Source organism: Zunongwangia atlantica 22II14-10F7, assembly GCF_002094855.1.
Lineage (GTDB): Bacteria > Bacteroidota > Bacteroidia > Flavobacteriales > Flavobacteriaceae > Zunongwangia > Zunongwangia atlantica.
Window position 1 is genome coordinate 46,722 of the sequence record NZ_ARYN01000014.1, and the last position, 23,854, is coordinate 70,575.

20 protein-coding genes are annotated in these 23,854 nt (G+C 35.5%); 9 read left to right on the forward strand and 11 right to left on the reverse strand.

The window, feature by feature from the left end:
- Positions 1–92 precede the first annotated feature (92 nt).
- From IIF7_RS14975 to tsaB, 7 genes are all read left to right on the forward strand, one after another.
- The gene (locus IIF7_RS14975; protein WP_084842513.1) at positions 93–794 is read left to right on the forward strand and encodes an ABC transporter ATP-binding protein; all 702 of its coding nucleotides are present in this window, start codon (positions 93–95) and stop codon (positions 792–794) included.
- The gene (locus IIF7_RS14980; protein ID WP_084842514.1) at positions 787–2,034 is read left to right on the forward strand and encodes an ABC transporter permease; all 1,248 of its coding nucleotides are present in this window, start codon (positions 787–789) and stop codon (positions 2,032–2,034) included. Before IIF7_RS14975 ends, IIF7_RS14980 begins: the two co-directional genes overlap by 8 nt.
- Before the next feature lie 12 nt (positions 2,035–2,046).
- Positions 2,047–3,309 (forward strand): ABC transporter permease, encoded by a 1,263-nt coding sequence (locus IIF7_RS14985; protein ID WP_084842515.1) that lies wholly within the window; start codon positions 2,047–2,049, stop codon positions 3,307–3,309.
- A gap of 34 nt (positions 3,310–3,343) precedes the next feature.
- Positions 3,344–4,462, forward strand: a complete 1,119-nt coding sequence (locus IIF7_RS14990) for an efflux RND transporter periplasmic adaptor subunit (RefSeq protein ID WP_084842516.1) — start codon at positions 3,344–3,346, stop codon at positions 4,460–4,462.
- 61 nt (positions 4,463–4,523) lie between these two features.
- The gene (locus tag IIF7_RS14995; protein WP_084842517.1) at positions 4,524–5,966 is read left to right on the forward strand and encodes a TolC family protein; all 1,443 of its coding nucleotides are present in this window, start codon (positions 4,524–4,526) and stop codon (positions 5,964–5,966) included.
- 83 nt (positions 5,967–6,049) lie between these two features.
- Complete coding sequence (locus IIF7_RS15000; RefSeq protein ID WP_084842518.1) at positions 6,050–7,330, forward strand: efflux RND transporter periplasmic adaptor subunit; 1,281 nt, start codon at positions 6,050–6,052, stop codon at positions 7,328–7,330.
- A 19-nt stretch (positions 7,331–7,349) separates the two neighbouring features.
- The gene (gene tsaB, locus IIF7_RS15005) at positions 7,350–8,012 is read left to right on the forward strand and encodes a tRNA (adenosine(37)-N6)-threonylcarbamoyltransferase complex dimerization subunit type 1 TsaB (RefSeq protein ID WP_176218970.1); all 663 of its coding nucleotides are present in this window, start codon (positions 7,350–7,352) and stop codon (positions 8,010–8,012) included.
- Positions 8,013–8,074: 62 nt separating this feature from the next.
- Here tsaB and IIF7_RS15010 read toward each other — a convergent pair whose 3' ends face one another.
- On the reverse strand, positions 8,075–8,959 hold the full coding sequence (locus IIF7_RS15010; protein WP_084842519.1) for a mechanosensitive ion channel family protein: 885 nt from the start codon (positions 8,957–8,959) through the stop codon (positions 8,075–8,077).
- 72 nt (positions 8,960–9,031) lie between these two features.
- Positions 9,032–11,074: a thioredoxin domain-containing protein gene (locus tag IIF7_RS15015; RefSeq protein ID WP_084842520.1), complete on the reverse strand. Its 2,043-nt coding sequence runs from the start codon at positions 11,072–11,074 to the stop codon at positions 9,032–9,034.
- Between the two features lie 229 nt (positions 11,075–11,303).
- On the opposite strand from IIF7_RS15015, the gene IIF7_RS15020 reads away from it, so the two are divergent.
- The gene (locus tag IIF7_RS15020; protein WP_084842521.1) at positions 11,304–13,568 is read left to right on the forward strand and encodes an inorganic phosphate transporter; all 2,265 of its coding nucleotides are present in this window, start codon (positions 11,304–11,306) and stop codon (positions 13,566–13,568) included.
- Positions 13,569–13,647: 79 nt separating this feature from the next.
- On the opposite strand, the gene IIF7_RS15025 is transcribed toward IIF7_RS15020, so the two are convergent.
- On the reverse strand, positions 13,648–14,577 hold the full coding sequence (locus IIF7_RS15025) for a NifU family protein (protein WP_084842522.1): 930 nt from the start codon (positions 14,575–14,577) through the stop codon (positions 13,648–13,650).
- A 42-nt stretch (positions 14,578–14,619) separates the two neighbouring features.
- On the opposite strand from IIF7_RS15025, the gene IIF7_RS15030 reads away from it, so the two are divergent.
- Positions 14,620–15,708, forward strand: a complete 1,089-nt coding sequence (locus tag IIF7_RS15030; protein ID WP_245801654.1) for a PorP/SprF family type IX secretion system membrane protein — start codon at positions 14,620–14,622, stop codon at positions 15,706–15,708.
- Here IIF7_RS15030 and murI read toward each other — a convergent pair.
- From murI to IIF7_RS15070, 8 genes are all read right to left on the reverse strand, one after another.
- Entirely contained in the window at positions 15,705–16,496 is a 792-nt protein-coding gene (gene murI, locus IIF7_RS15035; protein WP_084842524.1) for a glutamate racemase, read from the reverse strand. The two genes, IIF7_RS15030 and murI, sit on opposite strands and share 4 nt — an antisense overlap.
- Positions 16,497–16,568: 72 nt before the next feature.
- Positions 16,569–17,081 (reverse strand): OmpH family outer membrane protein, encoded by a 513-nt coding sequence (locus IIF7_RS15040; protein ID WP_084842525.1) that lies wholly within the window; start codon positions 17,079–17,081, stop codon positions 16,569–16,571.
- Between the two features lie 34 nt (positions 17,082–17,115).
- Entirely contained in the window at positions 17,116–17,928 is an 813-nt protein-coding gene (locus IIF7_RS15045; RefSeq protein WP_084842526.1) for an OmpH family outer membrane protein, read from the reverse strand.
- Positions 17,929–17,958: 30 nt separating this feature from the next.
- Positions 17,959–20,667: a BamA/OMP85 family outer membrane protein gene (locus IIF7_RS15050; RefSeq protein ID WP_084842527.1), complete on the reverse strand. Its 2,709-nt coding sequence runs from the start codon at positions 20,665–20,667 to the stop codon at positions 17,959–17,961.
- Positions 20,600–21,340: an isoprenyl transferase gene (locus IIF7_RS15055; protein WP_084842528.1), complete on the reverse strand. Its 741-nt coding sequence runs from the start codon at positions 21,338–21,340 to the stop codon at positions 20,600–20,602. The genes IIF7_RS15050 and IIF7_RS15055 overlap by 68 nt, the downstream gene beginning before the upstream one ends.
- Positions 21,341–21,343: 3 nt before the next feature.
- Positions 21,344–22,045: a type IX secretion system protein PorG gene (gene porG, locus IIF7_RS15060; RefSeq protein WP_176218971.1), complete on the reverse strand. Its 702-nt coding sequence runs from the start codon at positions 22,043–22,045 to the stop codon at positions 21,344–21,346.
- Positions 22,046–22,142: 97 nt separating this feature from the next.
- Positions 22,143–23,027, reverse strand: a complete 885-nt coding sequence (locus tag IIF7_RS15065; RefSeq protein WP_084842529.1) for an NAD kinase — start codon at positions 23,025–23,027, stop codon at positions 22,143–22,145.
- 111 nt (positions 23,028–23,138) lie between these two features.
- A complete protein-coding gene (locus IIF7_RS15070) occupies positions 23,139–23,795 on the reverse strand; it encodes a CBS domain-containing protein (protein ID WP_084842530.1) in 657 nt (218 codons plus the stop codon).
- Positions 23,796–23,854: the final 59 nt, after the last annotated feature.

The window sequence follows — 23,854 nt, forward strand, 5'->3', positions numbered from 1 at the left end:
AGAAATTTTTAAATTTTCTGTAACAATTTTGACATTTTATAGTCTTATGGATATAAGCAGATTACCTGCTTTTAACCATCAGTCAAAATGTTATGATCACAATTAAAGATTTACACAAATCTTACAAAACCGGGAATAATTCTCTTCATGTCTTAAAAGGAATAAACTTTAATGTTGCTGAAGGTGAACTTGTCTCTATAATGGGGTCTTCAGGATCAGGGAAATCTACACTTCTTAATATTTTAGGAATGTTAGATGAAGCTGATACTGGTTCTTACACGCTTGATGGTGTAGCAATTAAAAATCTAAATGAAAAGATTGCTGCGCGCTACCGTAACAAATTCCTAGGTTTTATATTTCAGTCATTCAATCTTATTAATTATAAAAGTGCGCTCGATAATGTTGCTTTGCCTCTTTATTATCAGGGGATGAAGCGCAGTGAGCGTATGGATAGAGCTGAAGCTTATTTAGAAAAAGTTGGCCTTGCACAATGGATGGATCATTTGCCAAATCAACTTTCTGGAGGCCAAAAGCAACGTGTAGCTATTGCTCGCGCTTTAGCATCAGATCCAAAAGTACTACTTGCCGATGAGCCAACTGGAGCTTTAGATACAAAAACTTCTTACGAGGTTATGGATCTAATCCAACAAATTAATGATGAAGGAAGAACCATTCTTATCGTTACCCACGAGCCAGATATTGCGCAAATGACCAAACGAATCGTAAACCTGAAAGACGGTTTAATTATCGACGATACTAAAGTTAATCAGGTAAGAGCTTTACAAAATGTTTGATCTTGAACGTTGGCAGGAAATTTTTGAAACTATCAGCAAAAATAAACTGCGTACATTTTTAACGGGGCTTTCAGTGGCCTCCGGTATTTTTATCCTGGTTATCCTACTTGGTATTGGCGAGGGAATGAAGAATGGGATAGAAAGAGAGTTTCAGGGTGATGCTGCAAATGCCATTTTTGTGTATCCTGGAGTAACAACTAAAGAATATAAAGGCTTAAACCCTGGTCGTAGAATTCAGTTGAAAAACGACGATTTTGAGTATACTTCCGCAGAAAATAAATCGGAATTAGAATTTAAATCTGCAGTATTTAGAATTTTTGGTGGCATGGTCACTTTTGAAAATGAATCTGGTTCTTATAGGGTAGAAGGTGTCTATCCAGATTATCAATTCTTAGAAAATAGTAGTATGGTTTCTGGCCGATTTCTAAATAATAGAGACGTTGAAGAATCTACTAAAATTGTAGTGCTTGGAAATCGCGTTAAGATGGATTTGTTTAAAGATTCTAATGATGTGCTTGGTAAATATGTAGAGATTTCGGGAATAAAATTTAAAGTGGTTGGTGTTTATACAGATCCGGGAGGAGAGCGTGAAGAAAGTCGTGTTTTTGTGCCAATTACCACAGCTCAAAAAGTTTTTAGTGGTGGGAACGATATTAATTCGCTTAGTTATACGCTTAAAGCCAAAGAGACATACGAGGAAGCACTAGCAGCTTCTAATAACTTTACCAGTAAACTTGAAACTTATCTAAAAGGTAAACATACCATAGCACCAAGTGATAATAGCGCCATTTATATTAATAATATGCTTGAAAATACCAAGCGATTCTACGATCTTATAGGGATGATAAAAATGTTCTTTTGGGGAGTTGGGATTTGTACGATCATCGCTGGTGTTGTAGGGGTAAGTAATATTATGCTGATTATTGTAAAAGAGCGTACCCGGGAAATTGGCGTTAGAAAAGCATTGGGTGCACAACCACTTTCCATAATTGGGATGGTGCTGCACGAATCGATATTCGTGACTTCTTTTGCAGGTTTAACAGGATTGATAATGGGATTAGTGCTTTTGGATTTTGTTGGTCCAATGATTCAAACCGATTTTATTTATAATCCTACGGTGAATTTTAATGTCGCTCTATCTACTGTAGTTATTTTAATAGTTGCCGGTGCGGTGGCTGGATTTTTCCCTGCATATCGGGCAGCAAGAATTAAACCAATTATAGCATTAAGAGACGAGTAAAAACAATAAATCATGTTTAGTAGAGATCGCTGGGACGAAATTATAGAAGCCCTAACCGCAAATTGGTTTAGAACACTGCTTACTGCTTTTGGGGTTTTATGGGGTGTTTTTATCCTGGTTATTCTATTAGCTGCAGGAAAAGGACTTGAAAACGGAGTTAAGCAAGGCTTTAGTGGAATGGCTACTAATTCTATGTTTATGTGGTCGCAGACCATTTCTAAATCTTATAAAGGTTTGCCAAAGGGAAGAAATTATAATTTCAAATTAGGAGATGTAGAAGCCATAAAAGAAACTGTTCCCGGCCTGGAAATTGTTTCGCCAAGAAATCAACTTGGTGGTTTTGGCGGAGCTAATAATGTGGTTAGAGGTTTAAATAGTGGTGCTTATAATGTGTATGGAGATTATCCTGAAATTATACGGCAACAACCTATGGATATTACTTCTGGTAGGTTTATCAACTATTCAGATATCGAGCAAAAGCGAAAAGTAGCTATTATCGGGGAAGGTGTAAAAGCTGGATTGTATGAGATAGATGAAGAGGTTTTGGGAACTTATATCAAGATTAATGGTGTTAATTTTATGGTTGTGGGAACCTATAAGAAAAAAGGAAGTGGCGGAAATGTAGAAGAACAGCAAAAAGAAATATTTGTGCCTTTTACTGCATACTCACAAGCTTTTAATATGGGAGATGTAGTAGGATGGATGGCGATCACTGCAAACGATGATCATTCTATAACCGAGCTTAAAAATAGCGTTTTTGATGTTATAAAAACCAGGCATAGCATTCATCCAGAAGATGATCGTGCAGTTGGAAATTTTGATCTTTACGAAGAATATAGCCGAATTAACGGTTTGTTTATAGCGCTACGCTTAGTGGCCTATTTTGTTGGTACGCTGGTATTGCTTTCAGGAATTATTGGAATTAGTAATATTATGCTCATTGTAGTGAAAGAAAGAACAAATGAAATAGGTGTTCGTCGTGCTTTAGGAGCAAGCCCCTGGAGCATACGTGGTCAAATTTTATTAGAATCGATCTTTTTAACTATTGTTTCCGGGATGGCAGGAATTATTCTTTCAACGCTTGTAATCTATGTGATCAATACATTATTAGATGGAATGGATACTTCAGAAATGATGTTTCTAAATCCAACAGTAAATATCGGGGTGGTATTAATTGCCTTAGCTATCCTTGTAATTTCAGGATTACTGGCAGGATTAATTCCGGCGCAAAATGCAATAAAAATTAAACCTGTAGACGCTTTAAGAACAGAATAACAATTTTAGAACATAGAATAAACACAATCGAAAAATGAAAAGAACAGTTACCATCGTTATTTTAGCCGTAATCTTTATTGGCTTTTTGGGTTCGCTGTATTATTACTTTCAAAAAGGACAGCAAGATCCTGTGGTTTATCAAGCCGAACAGCCTTCTGTACAAACCATTACTAAAAATACAGTAGCCACCGGAAATATCGTTCCGCTAGAAGAGATCTTAATTAAACCTAATATTAGCGGAATTATAGATGAAATTTATGTTGAAGCGGGAGAATCTGTAGAAGCAGGTGATCTAATCGCAAGGATTCGAGTGATCCCAAATGTTACTTCTTTGCAAAGTGCGAAAGATGCTGTGGCTACGGCTAAGATCAATTTAGATAATCAAAAAAAAATATTCGATCGCCAAAAATCATTATTCGATAAAGGTGTGATTTCGGCTAACGATTATGATAATGCTGAAGTTGCCTATCAAAGAGCTGAGCAAAATTATAAATCTGCACAGCAAAATTTTGAGATCGTTAAAACCGGTACAACAAGCGGTATTGGTAGTGCGGCGAACACATTAATAAGAAGTACTGTAACCGGGATGGTGTTAGACGTTCCTGTGAAAACCGGAAACCAGGTGATCGAATCCAATAACTTTAACGACGGAACTACGCTAGCTACTCTTGCCGATGTAGATAAGATGATTTTTGAAGGAAAAGTAGACGAAAGTGAGGTTGGTAAAATTAAAGAGGGTTTACCGCTTGAAGTAACTGTTGGTGCCATCGAGAATAAAACATTTGATGCGGTTCTAGATTATATCGCACCAAAAGGTGTTGAAGAAAACGGAGCGATTCAGTTTGAAATAAAGGGGACTTTAGATAAAGCAGAAGCTACTTTTATAAGAGCGGGACTTAGTGCAAATGCTTCGATCATTTTGGCAAAGGCTGAAGATGTGTTGTCAATCAAAGAAGCTTTAGTGCAATTTGACAGCGATACGCAGCAGCCTTTCGTAGAAATAGAGACTGCAGATCAACAATTTGAGCGTAGAGATGTAGAGTTGGGGGTGAGCGATGGGATTCATGTAGAAATCAAAAAAGGCATCGCTAAAGACGATAAAATTAAGGTGTGGAATCAGCTAAAACCAGCTCAAAATTATGCTGCAAATTAATTTTTTACAGTTTTTGTAACAACTCAACTTTTTGTTAGACATATCCATTACAATATACATTATGAAGAAATTTAGCTTTTTTACCATTTTACTTTTAGTTGGGTTCATCGCCAACGCACAGGAGAAAAAATGGACTTTGCAGGAATGTGTGGAGTATGCCTTAGAGCATAACATCTCTGTTAAACAATCTGAACTTGATGTAGAGGCAGCCGAGATTGATAAGAAAGATGCAATTGGTAATCTTTTACCGGGAATAAATGGTAATGCCAGCAATTCCTGGAACACTGGTTTAACTCAAAATGTTACTACCGGTGTACTTCAAAATCAAACTACAAGAAACTTCTCTGCGGGAGTTACTGCCAGTGTAACTTTATTTGACGGATTAAGAAATTACAAGCAACTACAACAAGCAAAAATGTCTAAGCTTGCAGCGCAGTACTCTTTAGATAAGATGGAAGACGACATTACGCTTGCTGTGGCAAATTCTTATTTACAAGTGCTTTTTGCGAAACAGGAGCTAGAAGTTTTAAAATCGCAAAACGATGTAACCATAGAGCAAATGGACCGCACGCAACAATTAGTGGATGCAGGTTCATTGCCAAAAGGTGATCTTTTAGAGATTCAGGCTACCAATGCAGATGAAAGACAACGAATAATTATTGCGCAAAATAATATCAGGATTTCACTTATCAGTTTAGCACAAACTTTATTGATTAAGGATTACGAAAACTTCGATATTGTAGAAGACGATTATGATATATTCGGAACAGAGATTTTAGATAATTCAGTTTACGATATTATTGAAAGAGCCAAAGAAGAGCGTTCAGAAATTAGAATTGCTGAAGCTAACAAAGAAATCGCAGAGCAAAATGTAAGTATTGCTCGTGGTGCTTATATGCCAACTTTAGGTGCGTTTGTAAACTATAACACAAGGGAAACAGGTGCTAACAGGATCGATTATATCAATCCTCCCGGAACTACAATTACAGAAATTGGTTATGTGCAATCTACAGGAGAAACAGTAGTAACCGAATCCTCTAATCCTGCAGTACCTATTTCGTTACCACCAAGACCTTTTATCGATCAATTATGGTTAAATGATGGTATTTCTTATGGGTTTCAGTTAAGCGTTCCTGTATTTAATGGTTTTGCTACCAGAAATCAGGTAAAAAGAAGTAAGGTAAATGCGCGTAGAGCAGAATATCAACTAGAGCAGGCAGAATTAGATTTAGAAGCAAATGTGTATCAGGCTTATGTAGATGCTACAGGTGCTTTTGAAGCTTACGAAGCAGCCTTGGTTGCGGCAGAATCGCAGGAGAAAGCTTACGAGTATGCAACAGAGCGTTTTGATGTTGGTTTAACCAATGCTTTCGATTTTAGTCAGTCTAAATTACGTTACGAAAATGCTGAAAGAGAGGTAGTACGTACTAAGTATGATTATATCTTTAAATTAAAAGTACTGGAACTTTATTTTGGTGTTCCGGTTGCTAACTTGAGATTTTAAAAATAGCATTAGCTGTTTTAAATAAATAAAGCCGAAATAATAATTCGGTGTATAGAAATGATTGCGTTTTAAAAATTTTATAAATGAAAAAGAAAACTCTTTTTATCATTCTTGGAGTAGTACTTGTTTTAATAGTGCTTTTAGTAGTAGGTAAGAAATCTGGAATGTTTGGTAAAAGCGGTAATTTTAAGCAGGTTGAAATTGCTGAAATTAAGCCGTTGGATATTGTAGAAACCGTTTCTGCAACTGGTAAAATTCAGCCAGAGGTAGAAGTAAAGTTATCTTCTGAAGTTTCAGGAGAGATTATCGAACTTCCTATTGCTGAAGGGCAAACAGTAGAGAAAGGTGATCTTTTAGTGAAAATCAACCCAGATATCTATCAATCTAATTTGCAACGTTCACAAGCAAGTATGGAGAATGCTCGTGCTAATTATGCGCAATCTCAGGCAAGTTTAAAGCAGGCAAAAGCAGATTACGAGCGTAATAAAACACTTTTTGAAAAAGGAGTAATTTCTAAAGCAGAGTGGGACGGAATCGTTTCTAGCTACGAAGTTGCAGAAGCAAACAAAGAATCTGCTTATTACAGCATGCAAAGTGCAGCGGCAACGGTAACCGAATCTCAGGATAACTTAGGTAGAACCAATATCTATGCACCAATGAGCGGAACTATTTCTAAACTAGACGCTGAATTAGGGGAGCGTGTTGTAGGTACGCAACAAATGGCAGGTACAGAGATTTTACGTGTAGCCAATCTTTCTAATATGGAAGTTGAGGTAGATGTAAATGAAAATGATATTGTAAAAGTTGAAGTTGGAGATTCTACAATCGTTGAGGTAGATGCTTATCTAAGAAAAGAATTTAAAGGCGTAGTAACCGAAATTTCTAACTCTGCCGATAGTGAATTAACTACAGATCAGGTAACAAACTTCAAGGTGAAAGTTAGAATCTTAGAAGATTCTTATAAAGATCTTTTAGAAGGAAAACCAGAGAATTATTCTCCGTTTAGACCAGGAATGACGGCTACTGTAGATATTATCACAAACAAAAGAAGCAAAGTTATTGGTGTACCAATTAGTGCTATCGTGGTAAAAGCAGATACATCCTCAGTAGCCATGGGAGCTATGGCACCTGCTAATGTAGAAACAGATCCTTCTAAACTTTTTGAATGTGTCTTTGTTAAGAACGGGGAAGAAGCTAAATTGCGTGTTGTAAAAACCGGTATTCAGGATGATACTAATATCCAGATCACAGAAGGTCTAGAGGAAGGAGAAACTGTAATTACCGGGCCTTATAATGTAGTAACTAAAACTCTAAAATCTGGAGATAAGGTTGAGGTTGCAGGAAGCGTCAACAGCGAAGGATAGAGTTTAAAATTAGATAATTTTGGCTGTAATTCTTTGTTTGGAAACAGCAACCACCAATTGCTCGGTTGCTTTATGTGAAGATGCTAATGTAATTGCATTAAAAGAAGATAATAGCAAAGGCTATTCTCATGCAGAGAAGCTTCATGTTTTTATCGATGAGATTTTAAAAGAAAATGATCTTAAGATCAATAATCTTGATGCGGTTGCAATAAGCAAAGGCCCTGGGTCTTATACAGGATTAAGAATTGGAGTTTCTGCAGTAAAAGGATTGTGTTTTGCTCAGGATATTCCGCTTATTTCAGTGCCAACATTAAGTGCTTTGGCAAAACAGATAGATCCAAAGGAAGGAGAGCAAATTATCCCAATGCTCGATGCCCGAAGAATGGAAGTATATTCTGCGGTATTCGATTCAGCATTTAATCAAATAAGAGATACAAAAGCTGAGGTGCTTTCAGAAGAAAGTTTTCAGGAAGAATTAGCAAAAGGGAAGGTTTATTTTATAGGAAATGGCGTAGCAAAATTCAGAGAAATCTGTGAGCATCCAAATGCCGAGTTTATAGAAGATCGATTACCTTCAGCGAAAGAAATGTGTAGCATAGCTTATGATAAATACAAAATAAGCGACATAGAGGATGTCGCTTATTTTGAACCTTATTATTTAAAGGATTTTGTAGCAGGCTAATCGCCTGCTTTTTTATTGGCAACGCCAAAGGGTGTAATGCTCCAAGGCTTATCCAAGCTAGTTTATTCAGTTTTATCTGAGCTGTCTTTTTTAGATTCTTTTAAAACTGTACCGCTCATTTTAGTTTGATCGTAAAGATAAACATCACGTTGTGGGTAAGGAATCGTCATTCCAGCTTCTTCCAATCTTATTTTTCCTTCTTCTAGCATATACCAGTGGATATCCCAGAATACAGGATTTTTAGCAAAATATCTTACATAAAAGTTAACCGAGTTATCACCTAGTTCTCCTACAAGTACCTGTGGTGCTGGCTCTGCTTCAATGCCTTCCTGCTCTTTTACAAGATTCATAAGAACTTCTTTTGCTTTCTTGATATCATCGTCATAAGAAATTCCAAAGGTCATATTCTCACGACGCACACCGTTTACAGTATAGTTTACAATATTGTCGTTCGCTAAGCTTCCGTTAGGAATTACTGCTTCCTGGTTACCAAACGTATCAAGTTTAGTATAAAATAAACTCACACTTTTCACACTACCAGAAACACCTTGTGCCTCAATCCAATCGCCAATTTTAAATGGTTTTAAAACTATAATTAAAACACCACCGGCAAAATTGGCAAGTGATCCTTGTAAAGCTAAACCTATCGCTAAACCAGCAGCACCAAGAATCGCTACTATAGATGTGGTTTCTATACCCACCTGATCTATGGCAACAATAATGACCAATATTTTTAAGGCCCAACTTACCAGTGTGGTTAAAAATCCTTTTAAGGCAACGTCATAATCCTTTTTATCAAGTGCCTTTTGCATTAATTTTACCACGCGTTTAGCAATCCAAAATCCTACAATTAGGATTAAAATTGCAGCAATTAAGTCCGGTAAAAAGTCAATAAGTTTTTTAGCATATTCCTGTGCTAATTCAGAAAAGTCATTTAATTTATCCATAGTAACAAGTAGTTTTACTACAAAGAGAACATTTTTTTGGGCTAAATGCGAGTAATTCTCGTTTAAGTTTTGTTAAACAAGGCTGATATTATTTAAAACAGGCGTTAATTTTTCTTCAGGAAGTTGGCATTTTCCCTGCTCGCATAAATAAAAGAGCGTTTTCTTTTCTACATAACGATCTTTAAGAATTGCTAATTCGCTTTTGTTTTTACTACCTGAAATTATAAGATTTGGAAGATATTTTTTCTGAATTTCTATCTGCTCAATTTCTGCATTTTCTCCCAAAATCGCCAATTCATAAAATGGATTGCTGAAGTTTATATATAAATGAAGCCAATTGGAATAACCCATAGGATAAGATTCGATTTTTCCCGCAATCGCCTGAAGCATTTTTTCTGAAGTTTCTAAATATTCAGCATTTCCGGTTAAACTTCCCAATCTAAATAAATTATTTGCCATTGCTGAATTTGATGCAGGGATCACATTATCGGTAAATTCTACAGGATTGCTAATTAAAGCATCGTCGTTTTTAGAGGTGAAATTGAAGAGATGGTTTTCCTGGTTGTAAAAATTTTCAAAACAATATTGGCTAAGATTGTTTGAAAAATCGATCCATTTTTTATCGAAAGTGACCTCGTATAGTTTTAACAATGCTTCGATGGTAAACGCATAATCTTCAAGATAGCCATTAATTTTACTTTTTCCGTTTTTGTAAGAATGGAAAAGACTATGATCTGATTTTAGCTGATTTTCGATAATAAATTCAGCATTTTTCAGCGCGGTTACAAGGTAATCCGAATTTCCTGTAGCTGAATAAGCTTCAGTAAAACCAGTAATTGTAAGTGCATTCCAGGAAGTAAGTGTTTTATCGTCTAAACCTGGTTTTTTTCGTGGTTTTTTAGCTTCAGAAAGAACTTTAGTCCATTTTTCTTTTTTCTGCTGAAGTTGTTCTATCGATAATTGATGATTTTCAGCAAAAATATTGTCCTTTTCAGTTTTGTAGAGAATATAATTTCCGTTCTCCCAGTAGCCTTTTTCATTGATATTAAAATAAGCCGAAAAAATATCGAATTCTGACTCTAACAATTCCTGAAGTTCCTGTTTTTTCCAGGTATAAAAAGCACCTTCTTCTTTGATTCCTTTTTCATTTTCAGAATCGGCATCCAAAGCCGAATAAAATGCTCCGGTAGCATCGGTAAGATAAGATTCGATAAAATTGGTGGTCTTTTTTATAATTTCTTTATACCAGGGATCCTGAGTTAGTTTATAGGCTTTGCTGTATACACTTAGTAATTGGGCATTATCGTAAAGCATTTTTTCGAAATGCGGAACATGCCAGCGATCATCTACAGAATATCTTGAAAATCCGCCATCGATATGATCAAAAGTGCCGCCAAAAGATATTTTATCTAAGCTATGAAGTACATATTCCTGCAATTCTTCATCTTTAAATTGATAAGCATAACGTAGCAGGAATTCTAAATTAGTTGGCATCATAAACTTTGGCGCATTTTTGGTGCCGCCTAGTTTTGTGTCTAGGTAAGGTTTCCAGATGTCAACAAATTCGGTTAACCTCTGTTGTGAAAATTCATGCTTAATATTACTAATATCAATTAGATTTAGTTGCTGTAAACCTTCTTCCAGTTTATTAGCGTAATTGGTAAGTTGGGAGGGCTCTTTTTTATAGATCTGCTGAATTTGTAATAGTGCACTTTTCCATTGTTCTTTTCTAAAATAAGTGCCACCCCAAACCGGCCTCCCGTCGGGTAGTGCTACGATATTCATGGGCCAGCCGCCGCTACCGGTCATAATTTGCACAGCCTGCATATACACTTGGTCGATATCTGGGCGCTCTTCGCGATCTACTTTTATCGAAATATAATGCGCATTCATAATGTCGGCAACTTCAGTATCTTCAAAACTTTCGTGTTCCATCACGTGGCACCAGTGGCATGCAGAATATCCAACACTAATAATAATGAGTTTGTTAGCCTTTTTTGCTTCATCCAAAACATTGCTGTTCCAGCCTTTCCAATCTACCGGGTTATGGGCGTGCTGTAAAAGATAAGGACTACTTTCGTGAATAAGATCGTTGGTGTATTTGGGAGTTTTCATAACCTGTGTTTAATAGAACTTAGCCAAATTTAAAAGTTTTACAACAATGATATGTAGATAAGTTTATCTACTTAAAGACAATCCAAACTTAAGATTAGTATATTTGTTGCTCAAAATCAGCATGAAGACTGTGATTTTAGACGCAAAATAACTTAAAGTTTTCATAACCTTGGACCGCTTTTAAATTCAAAAAAAAGAAAGACTTTTGCTGGTTGAAAATATTGGATTTATGGAAGATGTTTATATTGTAATGCTTGTAGCCCTTTTGGCTCTTGCGATTACAGATTTGGTGGTAGGAGTAAGTAATGATGCCATCAACTTTTTGAATTCGGCTATCGGGTCTAAGGCGGTTTCTATGCGAACCATCTTAATTGTAGCCAGTATTGGTGTGGCTATTGGAGCGATTTTTTCCAGTGGTTTGATGGAGGTAGCTCGTAAAGGGATATTTCTTCCGCAGCAATTTTACTTCGAGGAGATTATGATCATATTTATGGCAGTAATGATCACCGATGTGTTACTGCTAGATTTCTTTAACTCCATAGGTCTGCCTACTTCTACAACTGTTTCTATTGTTTTTGAACTTCTTGGAGCAGCAGTAAGTATCGCAGTAATAAAAATTTACAAAGAAGGGAATGATCTTGGCCAATTGGCCAGCTATATTAATACCAGTAAGGCAACAGAGATTATTATAGGTATTTTAATGGCGGTGGTTATAGCCTTTATTGTTGGTTTGTTGGTACAGTATATTTCGCGATTAATTTTTTCTTTTCAGTTCGAGAAGAAGATGAAATATGTTGGGGCGATCTTTGGAGGTCTGTCATTAACTGCAATTCTTTACTTTATACTTATTAAAGGTCTTAAAAGTGTTCCTTATCTTTCTGAAGATACCTTAACTTTTATAAACGAGAATACCATTTTAATCATGCTAATTGGTTTCGTGATATTCTCGATCATCAGTCAGTTACTTATGAGTATTTTTAAACTGAATATTCTAAGAGTAATTATTGTAATAGGAACTTTTGCCCTGGCATTAGCTTTTGCCGGTAACGACCTTGTGAACTTTATTGGGGTTCCTATTGCGGCATGGCAATCTTATAATTTATGGGAGGCAGCTTATCAGTCTTCTGGTACTTTACCATCTGAATTATTAATGAGCGGCTTAAGCGGAAGTGTACCTACGCCAGAATTTTTATTGATAATTGCCGGTGGTGTTATGGTAGTAACACTTTGGTTTAGTAGTAAAGCAAAATCTGTTGTAGAAACAGGTGTAAACCTGGCAAGACAGGGAGATGGCGTAGAGCGTTTCGAGCCAAACTGGTTGTCTAGAAGTATCGTTCGTTATTCTGTGATTTTTAGTGGAGCTGTTTCTACCGTTGTACCTAAAGCTGTTAAAAATAAGATCGATAAAAAGTTCGAAAAGCCAGAAAATAATTCTCGTACTAAACGACTAGATGCTCCTGCCTTTGATATGGTTAGAGCTTCTGTAAATCTTGTAGTGGCAAGTATTTTAATTTCTATTGGTACAAACTTAAAACTTCCTTTATCTACTACTTATGTAACTTTTATGGTTGCAATGGGTTCGTCTTTGGCAGATAGGGCTTGGGATCGTGAAAGTGCCGTATATCGTGTAGCCGGAGTATTGAATGTAATTGGAGGATGGTTTGTAACTGCATTGGTTGCTTTTACGGCAGCAGCTCTTTTTGCGTGTATTATTTATTACGGCGGAACTATTGCTTTAGTGATGCTTATTATTTTGGCGATTGTTTTAGTGGTAAGAAGCGGAATTATACACAGCAGAAAATCTAAAGAAGAGAAGAAAAATAAGCGTTATAACCGTACAGATATTATTACCATTAATGAGATTACTACAGAAACTTCAGAAAATATTTCTAGTGTAATTCACGGTATAAATAGGATGTACACCAAAACGGTAGATAATCTAGGTTATCATGATTTAGGCAAGCTAAAGAAGAATAATAAGGCCATTAGTAAGCTGGAAGAAGAAGTAGATGAACTAAAAGGAAATATATTCTATTTTATTAAGTCTTTGGATGACGATTCTGTAGAAGCCAGTAAATTTTATATTTTGATTCTGGATTATCTTCAGGATATGACGCAGTCTATTGCTTTTATTACTCGTAATAGCTACAATCACGTACATAACAACCATAAGAATTTGAAGTTTAACCAGATTCGTGATCTTAAAAAAGTAGATGAAAGAATGCAGGTGCTTTTTGATGATATAGAGCATGCTTTTAATAATCACGAGTTCGCTAAAATCGATCAAATCTTAAAAGATAAACAGGATTTACTGGATTATGTTTCAGATTTAATTCAGAAACAGATAAACCGAATTAGAACTTCAGAGACGAGTCCGCGTAATACAAAATTGTATTTTGGATTGTTGTTAGAAACAAGAGATCTTATTACCTCTACAATGAGTTTACTTCAGTTGTTTCAGGAGTTTTATCGTGAGGCAAAAAGTACGTTCTAAAACGTCTAAAATTAGATATAAAAAATAAAAAAGCCGCTTCATTTGAAGCGGCTTTTTTATTTTTTATATTCAGCAATAATTATCCATTAACTGCTTCTACGTAATCTACTCTTCCTTTTAGCATATCTCTAAGCATGGTTTCGATTCCGCTTTTTAATGTCATTGTAGACGATGGGCAACCGCTACAAGCACCTTGTAAGATTACTTTCACAGTTCTGCTTTCCTCGTCATAAGAGTCAAATAAAATATTACCGCCATCACTGGCCACAGCTGGTTTAATGTATTCTTCTAAAATAGCAACTACCTGTTGTGAAGTGTCATCTAACTCATCAAGATTAAGCTGAGGTTTAGGGGCACTTTTAGAAGTTTCAGCCTCATTTTCCTGCCCGGCAGTTCCGGTTACAGCATCATTATTTAAAACTGAATTTCCTTCCTGTAAAAAAGTGCGAATAAATTCACGAAGCTCCATGGTGATTTCTTCCCATTGCGCCATGTCGTATTTATTTACACTCACGTAATTTTCGTCGATAAAAACTTCTTTTACAAAAGGGAAATGAAATAACTTTTGAGCTAACGGAGAATCTTTAGCATCGTCTATATTTTTAAACTCGGCTGCATGAAGAACAAGTTTCCTGTTAGAAACAAACTTCATTACTTTAGGGTTAGGAGTACTTTCAGCATAAACAGTAACAGGAATGTTTTTTTGTTGCTCATCTGTTTTAATTACAACTCCGCCTTTATTTAAGTAATTCTCGATTTGCTCTGCAACTTCATTTTCTACTTCTGGCCATTCTACGATATCATATTTTTCGATAGCGATAAAATTCTGAGAAATGTAAACTGTTTTTACAAACGGAAGATAAAAAAGTTGTTGTGCAATCGGCGATTTTGCTGCCTCGTCGATGTTTTTAAACTCAAAATTCTCGTGTTTGGTTAAGAATTTATTAGCTTCAAATTTAACAATTCCGGGTTGTGTAGTGTGTTGTATATTAATGGTGTAATTTTCCATTTCTTAAAATTTTCGGCAAAAATACTAAAGAAAAGTCAGCTTATGTATATATTTACCCGACTTATATTAACCAGTATTTATAGATTGATAAAATTATACTTTGATTTTATGTGCCTTGAACGTCTTAAGCGAATCCTAATATTGTTTATTTTTAGCCTCTTTTTTTTATCTACCGCTAAAAGAGCAGAAGCACAAGAGGTTATCCCAACATATTCAGATTACTTAATGGATAATTTATATTTGCTTTATCCATCAATGGCAGGTGCATCAAACTATAACCAGATTCGACTTACGGCCAGGCAGCAGTGGTTTGACGTAGACGACGCACCTAACTTACAAACTTTAAGTGTTAATGGTAGATTAGGTGATAAAATAGGTTTGGGATCAATATTTTTTAGAGACGAAAATGGCTATTTCTCTAAATTAGGTGCTTATGCTACATTTGCCTATCACCTTATGTTTTCTAGAGATAATGTTAATCTTAATCAATTATCTTTTGGGATTAGCGGTGGTATTATTCAGCATCGTTTAGATCAATCTGAATTTACCGTTTATGATCCTATTATAGGTAACAATGATATTGCGACCGATTTTTTCGCAAATATGGATGTGGGAATGTCTTATTATTATATGGATTTTTATGCCCATGTTGCGGTGAAAAATATAATTTCTGTTGAAAGGGATTTGTTTTATTCAGATGCGGTGCCAAGTAATCAAAGAAAATATTTAGCCTCTGCTGGGTATGTTTTTGATTTTTATCGAAATGATTGGGGGTTAGAACCATCGTTTTTATTTCAATTAAGAGAGCTAAATTCTCAGGCAACTATCGATGCTAATATAAAGGCCTATAAAGATTTTGATATTGGGCAGGGATGGATTGGTTTATCGTATAGACAGGCTTTTGATGGGGCAGAGTATACCAGAACTGGAGACGAAATACAGCGTCAAAACCTGAGATATATCACACCATTCTTAGGTTTAGAGTTTAAGCAATTTATTATAGGTTATACTTTTAGTTACCAGATGAACACCATGGTGTTAAGTAATAATGGTTTTCATCAGCTTACTTTGGGTTATAATTTTGGTGAAAGCAGGCAACGTTACGATTGCCATTGCCCGGCAATTAATTAGAAGTTTAATTGCTTAACCTGAAATTCGTTATTTTTGGGATTAATTATTTTGTTGAGCACTGAGGGATTGTAATTGGTATAAAAAATACATGATCCTTTTTGTCGAAAATCGATATTTAATAAGCCCTTTTTTTCTAAGATTGTTTTAGTTTGCCTGGCTACAGCTTCTCCAGAATCGATTATGCTTAAATCTGGACTAAATTTTTCTTTTAACTTCGGAATTAAATAAGGGTAGTGGCTACAGCCTAAAACAAGATAATCTATTGGGTTTTCTTTTAGTGGTAAAAGAAGTTTGTCTAATAAGACGTCCATTTCTTCAGAATAGATTTTACCATCTTCAATAAGTTCTACCAGGCCGTTTCCTTCAACTTCAATAACTTTTAATCCTTGGGTGTACAATTCTGAAGTTTTTGTGAATAAACCGCTGCTAAGTGTTCCTTTGGTGGCAAGAATACCAATTGTTTTGGTTTTCGACTTTAAAGCTGCAGGTTTTATGGCAGGTTCTATGCCAATAAAAGGAACATCAAATTCGCTTCTTAGCTCATCGATAGCATTCGTGGTAGCAGTGTTGCAGGCAACCACTATTATTTTAGCTCCTAATTCTAAAAGTTTAATCGTGTTTTTTCGGCTAAGTTCAATAATTTCTTGTTTACTTCTTATGCCGTAAGGAGCGTTAATACTATCGGCTAAATAGGTAGTATTTTCAAATGGTAGAAGTTCGTGGATTTCTCGCCAGATAGATGTACCACCAATACCAGAATCGAATATGCCAATAGTATCTTTTATCATAGGTATCAAAAATAAAAACTGCGCAGATATCTGCGCAGTTTTTGTGAAAATTTATATATCGAAATCTAATGATTAGATTCCTAATTTAGTTTTTACATCTGGCATTAAATCATATCCATCTGCCATGATTACACCAGCACCAGTAGTAGAATCTAAAACATAATCAAATCCTTTAGCTCTTGCTACATCTTGGATAGCGTTACGTGCTTTTTCTAAAATAGGTCTTACAAGATCCTGTTGTTTTTTCTGAAGATCCTGAGAAGCTTTTTGGCTACGCTCACGGATTCTTTGCTCAGCACTCTGTAATTCCATAGAACGTTTTTGGTTTTCTTCTTCAGTTACAGTTTCTGCTTCTGCTTCGTAACGTTGTAGGGTCTTTTGAGCTTCATTCATCATATCCTTGATTTCTGCATCATAAGTATTTCTCAACTTATCAAGCTGAGTCATAGCATCCTTATAAGCAGGCATAGACTCTATAAGCTCCTGAGTTGCGATATGCGCAACTTTAGAATCCTGAGCATTTACAAATGCAGTAGCTCCCAGGGTTAATGCTAAGGCTATAAAAAATGTTCTTAATTGTTTCATTTTAATTATTATTAAGTGTTAAAGTAATTATTTGTTAATTGATTGTATCCTTGCTCTTTTGCGCGGCTTCTCTAGCTGCATTTATGCTATCTGTCCTTGCCTGGCGCTCTTTTAATATTTCTTCTCTTCTTGCTTGAAAAGCTGCTTTTTTAGCTTCTCTTACAGAATCTCTTTCCCTTCTTCTTTGTTCAATATAAAGTTCTCTTTCGGTTTTAGCATTTTCAGACGCCTGTGCTCTTGCCTGTACAACCGAGTCTTGCTCTACTGTTCTATTTTCAGCTTGCTCTAATTCTACACGGTCGCGGCGGGTTTCAATCTGCTCACGATTAGCGGCTCTGGTAATGATTCTTAAAACCTGATCACTCATGTCATAATTGGACTTGGCATAAATCATACCAATTTCTGAAGTCCGGTCAAAAATAAAATCAAAATTTCTTCTGTCAGCAATCTCCTGAACTGCGGTAAATACTTGATCCTGTATAGGTTTTATTAATTGTTTTTTCTGAAGAATAAAATCTCCGCCAGGGCCAAATCTTTTTTGTTGATACTCGGTTAATTGATCTTGTAAATATTGAATGTCTTCTTCTCTTTCTTCTAAAAGTTCTTTAGTTAATAAAGTTCTTTCATTTTCAAGTTGGGTCTTAATTTCAGAAATTTCACGTCTTTTTGCGTCAATTTCGTTTTTCCATTCCTGTACTCGATTGTCTAATTGAGTGGAAGCTTCTTTGTATTCAGGGATGTTTTCTAAAATATAATCCATATCGATATAACCAATATTAAGACCACGCTGTGCAAATGTTGCCAGTGGTAAAAGTATTGCTATAAGGATTAGACTTAATTTTTTCATACGCCCGAATATAGAAAATATCATGCCATTTTAAAATTGTTGTCCTATGATAAAATGTGTTTCCCATCCATTTGCTTCAGACATCCCAGGAATAGGATCAAATCCATAACCAAAATCTATTCCTAATAATCCAAATGCAGGCATAAAGATTCTAAGACCAGCACCCGCAGAACGGTTTAATTGGAATGGGTTAAAATCTCTAAAGTTATCGTAAGACGCACCACCTTCTAAGAAAGTTAATGCGTAAATCGAAGCCGATGGTTTAAGAGTAATAGGGAAACGAAGCTCTAAAGAGTACTTGTTATATATCGTAGCACCATCTTCTTCTGAAGCCTGACTTAAAGACGTTCTATCTAACGGAATTAAAGATTGGTTAGGGTAACCTCTTAATCGAATAGTTTCACGTCCATCAAGGCTATAAGAACCTAGACCGTCACCTCCAAGATAAAAACGCTCGAAAGGAGGAACACCACGATCATGGTTGTAAGCACCTAAGAAACCATATTCAACATTTGTTCTTAATACAAGGTTCTTGTTCTCACCAAAGTTAGCAAGAGTGGTGTACCAGTCTCCCTGGAATTTTACTTTATAAAATTCTAACCACTTATATTTTTCCTGGTCTATTTTAGACTGGTCTCCAACAGCATTAGCAGGAGTTACTCTATTTCCGCTATTATCGATAAGATTTCCATTATCATCTTCTAACTGGAATTCTCTTTGGTTTTCTAGATCATTATAATCTACACCGTTCCATAAAGAGTAAGGAGGTGTAAACTTAGCAGTGATGCTAAATATAGATCCGCCAACAGGGAAGATAGGGTTATATCTTGTGTTATCTCTTGTGATACCAAGTGTGTATGTTAGGTTGTTAGAGAAACCGTCACCATAGGTAAATAATCCTGTGTTATAGTTATTAAGGTCGTAACGTTGGAAACCAATGGAATGCGAGATCTGTAGGTAAGGGTCTGGCTCGGTAAGACGTTTACCAAATCCAACACTTACCCCAAGAATATCGAAACTACGGCTTCTATCTGCTTCTCTTTCGTAATAATTATATAAGAATTGTCTTGTGTAAGAGAACGACGTAGAAAGCTGTACCGGCTTTTTACCACCTAGCCATGGTTCTACAAAAGATAGACTATAAGTTTGGTAAAAAGTACTGGCTTGTGCTCTTAGAGATAGTCTTTGCCCATCTCCCATTGGCACCGGTTTATATGCCTCCTTGTCAAATATACCTGCGATAGAGAAATTGTTGAACGAAAGTCCCAGTGTACCAATAAAGCCACCACCACCGTAACCACCTTGTAGTTCGATTTGGCTGGCACCAGCTTCAACCACATTGTATTCTAAAGATAAAGTTCCTGTTTGTGGATCTGGATCAATAAATTCTGGACTAAGCTGCTCTGCATCAAAGAAACCTAAAGAACCTAATTCTCGTACAGTAGAAACTACATCCTGCTGGTTGTATTTTTGTCCTGGTTTAGTTAGCAGGTTTCTATAAATTACGTGATCTTTTGTTTTGTTATTTCCTACAACTCTAATTTCATCAAAATAGGCTTCTTTACCTTCAGTAATACGAAGTTCGAAATCAATGGTGTCGTTATAAACATTTGTTTCTACCAGGTTAAAGCTAGAGAAAAGGTATCCGTTGTTTCTATAGATAGTAGAAATATTAGTTGCGTTAGGATCTTCAGCATCTTCAATTCTTTCGTTCATTAGAACGCCGTTGTAAGTGTCACCTTTTTTAATTCCTAAAGCACGATGTAAAAACTCATCGGTATAAACGGTGTTTCCAACAAACTCGATATTTCCGATGTAGTATTTATCGCCCTCTTCTACATTAATATTTAAAGCGATATTATTCTCATCTATTTTTACAAGACTATCTGAAATGATTCGAGCATCTCTAAATCCATTTTCTTTAAGCTTATTTACAAGACTTTGTTTATCGGTTTGATAATCTTCACGATTAAATTTAGAGCGCTTCCAAAAACGATAAATTCGCTTTTCTTTGGTATTTTTCATGGCTCTTTTAAGCTTGGCGTCAGATAATTGATCGTTACCAATAATATCGATATCCTTAATTTTTACTTTATCTCCGGTATCAATATTAACAACCATATTTACCAGGTTGTTGTTTGTAGTGTCTTTAACTTCAATAGTATTAATGGCTACTTTTGCATTAAAATAACCATCTTTTTTATATTTATTTTCGATGTAGTTTTTGGTGTTAGTGATAAGGTTTTCAGTAACGTTTACACCGGTTTTAAGCTTATTTTCATCAATAAGTTCTTCTTTATCTCTTTTCTTTTTAATTCCCTGAATACGAACTTCAGAAAGTTTTGGAATATCTGTGATAACCAGTTCTAAATCTGCAACGCCGTCTTTTACGTTTGTAATGTAAAATTCGATATCGCTAAACATATCAAGATCCCAAAGTTTTTTAATAACGTTACTTAAACGCTGCCCTGGGATGTAAAGCTCGTCTCCTGTTTTAAGACGGGTAAATGAAATTACGGTACTTTCGTTATATCGGGTAGAACCAGTAACTTTAATTTCGCCTAAAGTGTATTTTTTACCATTTCCTATAGGAAGATCCTGCGCATTGGCAGAGATACTAAGAGTAAAACAAATTATTAAGAATGCTAATATCCTTCTCGTCATAAATGCACTAACTAAGTTGTTCACTTGTTTTTCCAAATCTTCTTTCTCTGTTTTGATAATTGTAAATGGCTTCATAAAGATTTTCTTTTCTAAAGTCTGGCCATAAAATATTTGTAAAATACAACTCGGCATAAGCCATTTGCCAAAGCAAAAAGTTGCTAATTCTTTGTTCTCCGCTTGTTCTAACCATCAAGTCGACATCTGGTACATCTTTGGTGTATAAACTTTCAGATATCAAAGAATCATTAATTTCATCTGGTTGTAACGTTCCATCCTTTATTTTATTGGCTAAAGCTTTAAAAGCAGAGGTTATTTCTTCTCTGGATCCATAGCTTAATGCCAAAATCAAGGTCATTTTAGCATTATCTTTTGTTTTATCGATAACATCTAAAAGCTCTCTTTTTGCTTTTTTTGGCAGGTTTTCAATATTACCTATTGCGGTGAGTTTGATGTTATTGTCCTGAAGCGTTTTAATCTCTTTTTTAAGGGAAGAAACTAAAATCTTCATTAATGCATCAACCTCTAGTTTGGGGCGATTCCAATTTTCAGTGGAAAAAGCGTACAGGGTTAAAAATTTTATTCCAATCTCGGCACTACCTTCAACAATATCTCTAACAGATTTTACACCTTCATTATGGCCAACGGCTCTTAAAAAGCCCTGCTTTTTTGCCCAACGACCATTACCGTCCATTATAACGGCAATATGCGAAGGTAATTTTGTTAAGTTGAGATTATCTTTAAAATTCATTTTCTAAAAGCTCGCGTAACATGGCTTTCTGCCAAATGTTACGGTGAATGTTATTCCGGTAAATACATACCAGTCGTTAGTGTTTTGATTACCAAAGGTAATTATAGGATCTTGAGAATCCAGTAATTCTTCGGGATTACTTCCGTCTAAATTATCGGTAAATGTGTATCTGGCTCCAATTTCTATAGCGCCCACCAAATGTTGGCTAAGCGTTGTTTTGTAACCAACTACCATCGGAATAGCAAATTCCCAGTTTGTACCTTCATTAACTAAAGGGCCGCCTCGTGAACCATCCAAAATCACATGGTCTGCACTAAAATAAGTGACGCCGGTGTAAAGATAAGGAGCACTTTGCGGAGTTCCTTTGTGAAGATCGAAATCCCAAAAGTTAAATTCTAAACCCAGGGAGGCTTCTGTGATCGTGTTACTAAAGGAATAACCTCTTTGTTGCCTACGCGTATCGTTACTCTCTGCATCGTCTGCTTCAATATTTCCCATTATTAAAGAAAACCTAAAAGAATGGCGAGGGCTGCGGTTCCATTTTAAAATTCCACCTGCAGCAAGACCACTGGGGTTAATGTAGAATGTATTTCCTACATCCCCAATATAATTTGCGCCACCTAAAAAGGCACCGACCTCATATGTTTGAGATTGCAAATTAATCGAAGTGACCAACATTAAAACAAAAGCTATTAGATACCGCATAGGTTCTTAAAAGTTTGCAAATATAACAATTATGTTTGCTCTGCAATAATTTGAGCTCATTAGTATTACATTAACAGTTTTTGCAAAAAAATATTGTCTAGTTACGTTTATCTTCTCCCCATAGTAGCTTTTTTCGTAAAGTTTGAAGAAAGCTGTTGTCGTTTAGCTCTACCAGGTTAATGGTATAGGGTGCTTTTTGGACGATGATTTCAGTGTCGTTCTGCAAACTGGCCAGGCGAGAATCCATCGATAAAAGGTGAGAATCTTCCCTACCGCTAACTTTTAGGGTGATTTTTGTGTCGTCTTTTATTATTAAAGGTCTGGCATTTAAATTATGTGGTGCAATTGGTGTAATTACAATTGAATCTGCATCTGGAGTAATTACCGGGCCGCCACAGCTTAGTGAATAGCCTGTAGATCCTGTAGGTGTGGCGATAATTAAACCATCTGCCCAATAAGATGTAAGATATTGGTCGTTTAGCCAGGTGTCTACCGTAATCATCGATGTGGTATTTTTTCGGCTTACTGCTATTTCGTTAAGTGCAACATTGTCGAAAATTTCATCGTCGAATTTTGGATTGGTTTCAATCTTTAAAACAGTTCTTCTGGAAATATGGAAGTCTTTTTTTAAAATGGTATGAATGGTTTCTCCTATTTGTTCTTTTTGAATGGTAGATAAAAAACCAAGTCTTCCGGTATTTATTCCAACAATAGGAATGTCGAGATTCTTAATATAATTTATCGATTTTAGGATCGTGCCATCACCACCTATGGTAAAAAAAAGATCGTAGGTGTTATCCAGAATATCAAAAGTTTCGTAATCGCTATATTCGCCGGTAACACTTTTATTCTTATTTATAAGATCTAAAAAGTTACGCTCTATAACTACATCAACTTTTTCCTGCTGAAGAAGTTCTAGAAGCTGATTAATATAAGTGCCGGCGTTTTCGTGATAAAACTGGCCGTAAATGCCTATTTTCATCTATATTAAAATTAACTCTTTAATTAAGACAGGTTGCTTCAGGCTTAATTATTATATAGAGTGTAGAATTAAAATTACGTTCTAAATAGAAAGTCTTAAAAAGACATTCTTTTAAATATTAAGGTATTTGTCTAAATACTTAGATCGATCACGAAGGTTTTTATTAAAAGCATCTTCCTGATGTTGTGAAATAATGTTGTAGCCGTACCTTCTTAAAGATTGTATTACTTCATTAATACCGGTAGGATTTATTTTTATGGTGATTTGAGCAAGATCATTTTCGATCTTCGATACAAATAAACCAAGTAAGTGTACGTTGCTGGATTCTACAATCTGGCTAATTTCACTTAACGAGTAATCTTTAAAGCCTTTTTCAACAACAATAATATTTCCTGCTTCATTTAAAAATGGAGTTTCGTTAAAAATTCCCATAATTTCATTTAGCTCTACATAGCCTAAATATTCATTTTCGCTATCTAGCACTGGTAAAATATTAGAATTGTTTTGTGCGAAAGATTCTAAAATGTCCAGCCAGTAATCTGTATCCCTAACAAAAAAACCTTCAAGGGCATACTGGTAATCTTCAATCGATTTTTCAGCATCAAAACATCGAATATCATTTTCAGAAATGCATCCCATATAAATACCATTGTTCTCTACCGGTAAGTGAGAATAGGTAAGTTGGTTAAAATCATTCTGTAAATCACCAATCTTGTCTGAAAAATGACGAATAGCAACATCATTTAAAATGTATTCTTCCATATTCATAATCCACGCGTCGTTTAACGCAAATTAATTAAAATAATATTCATTAAGCCATCCTCAAC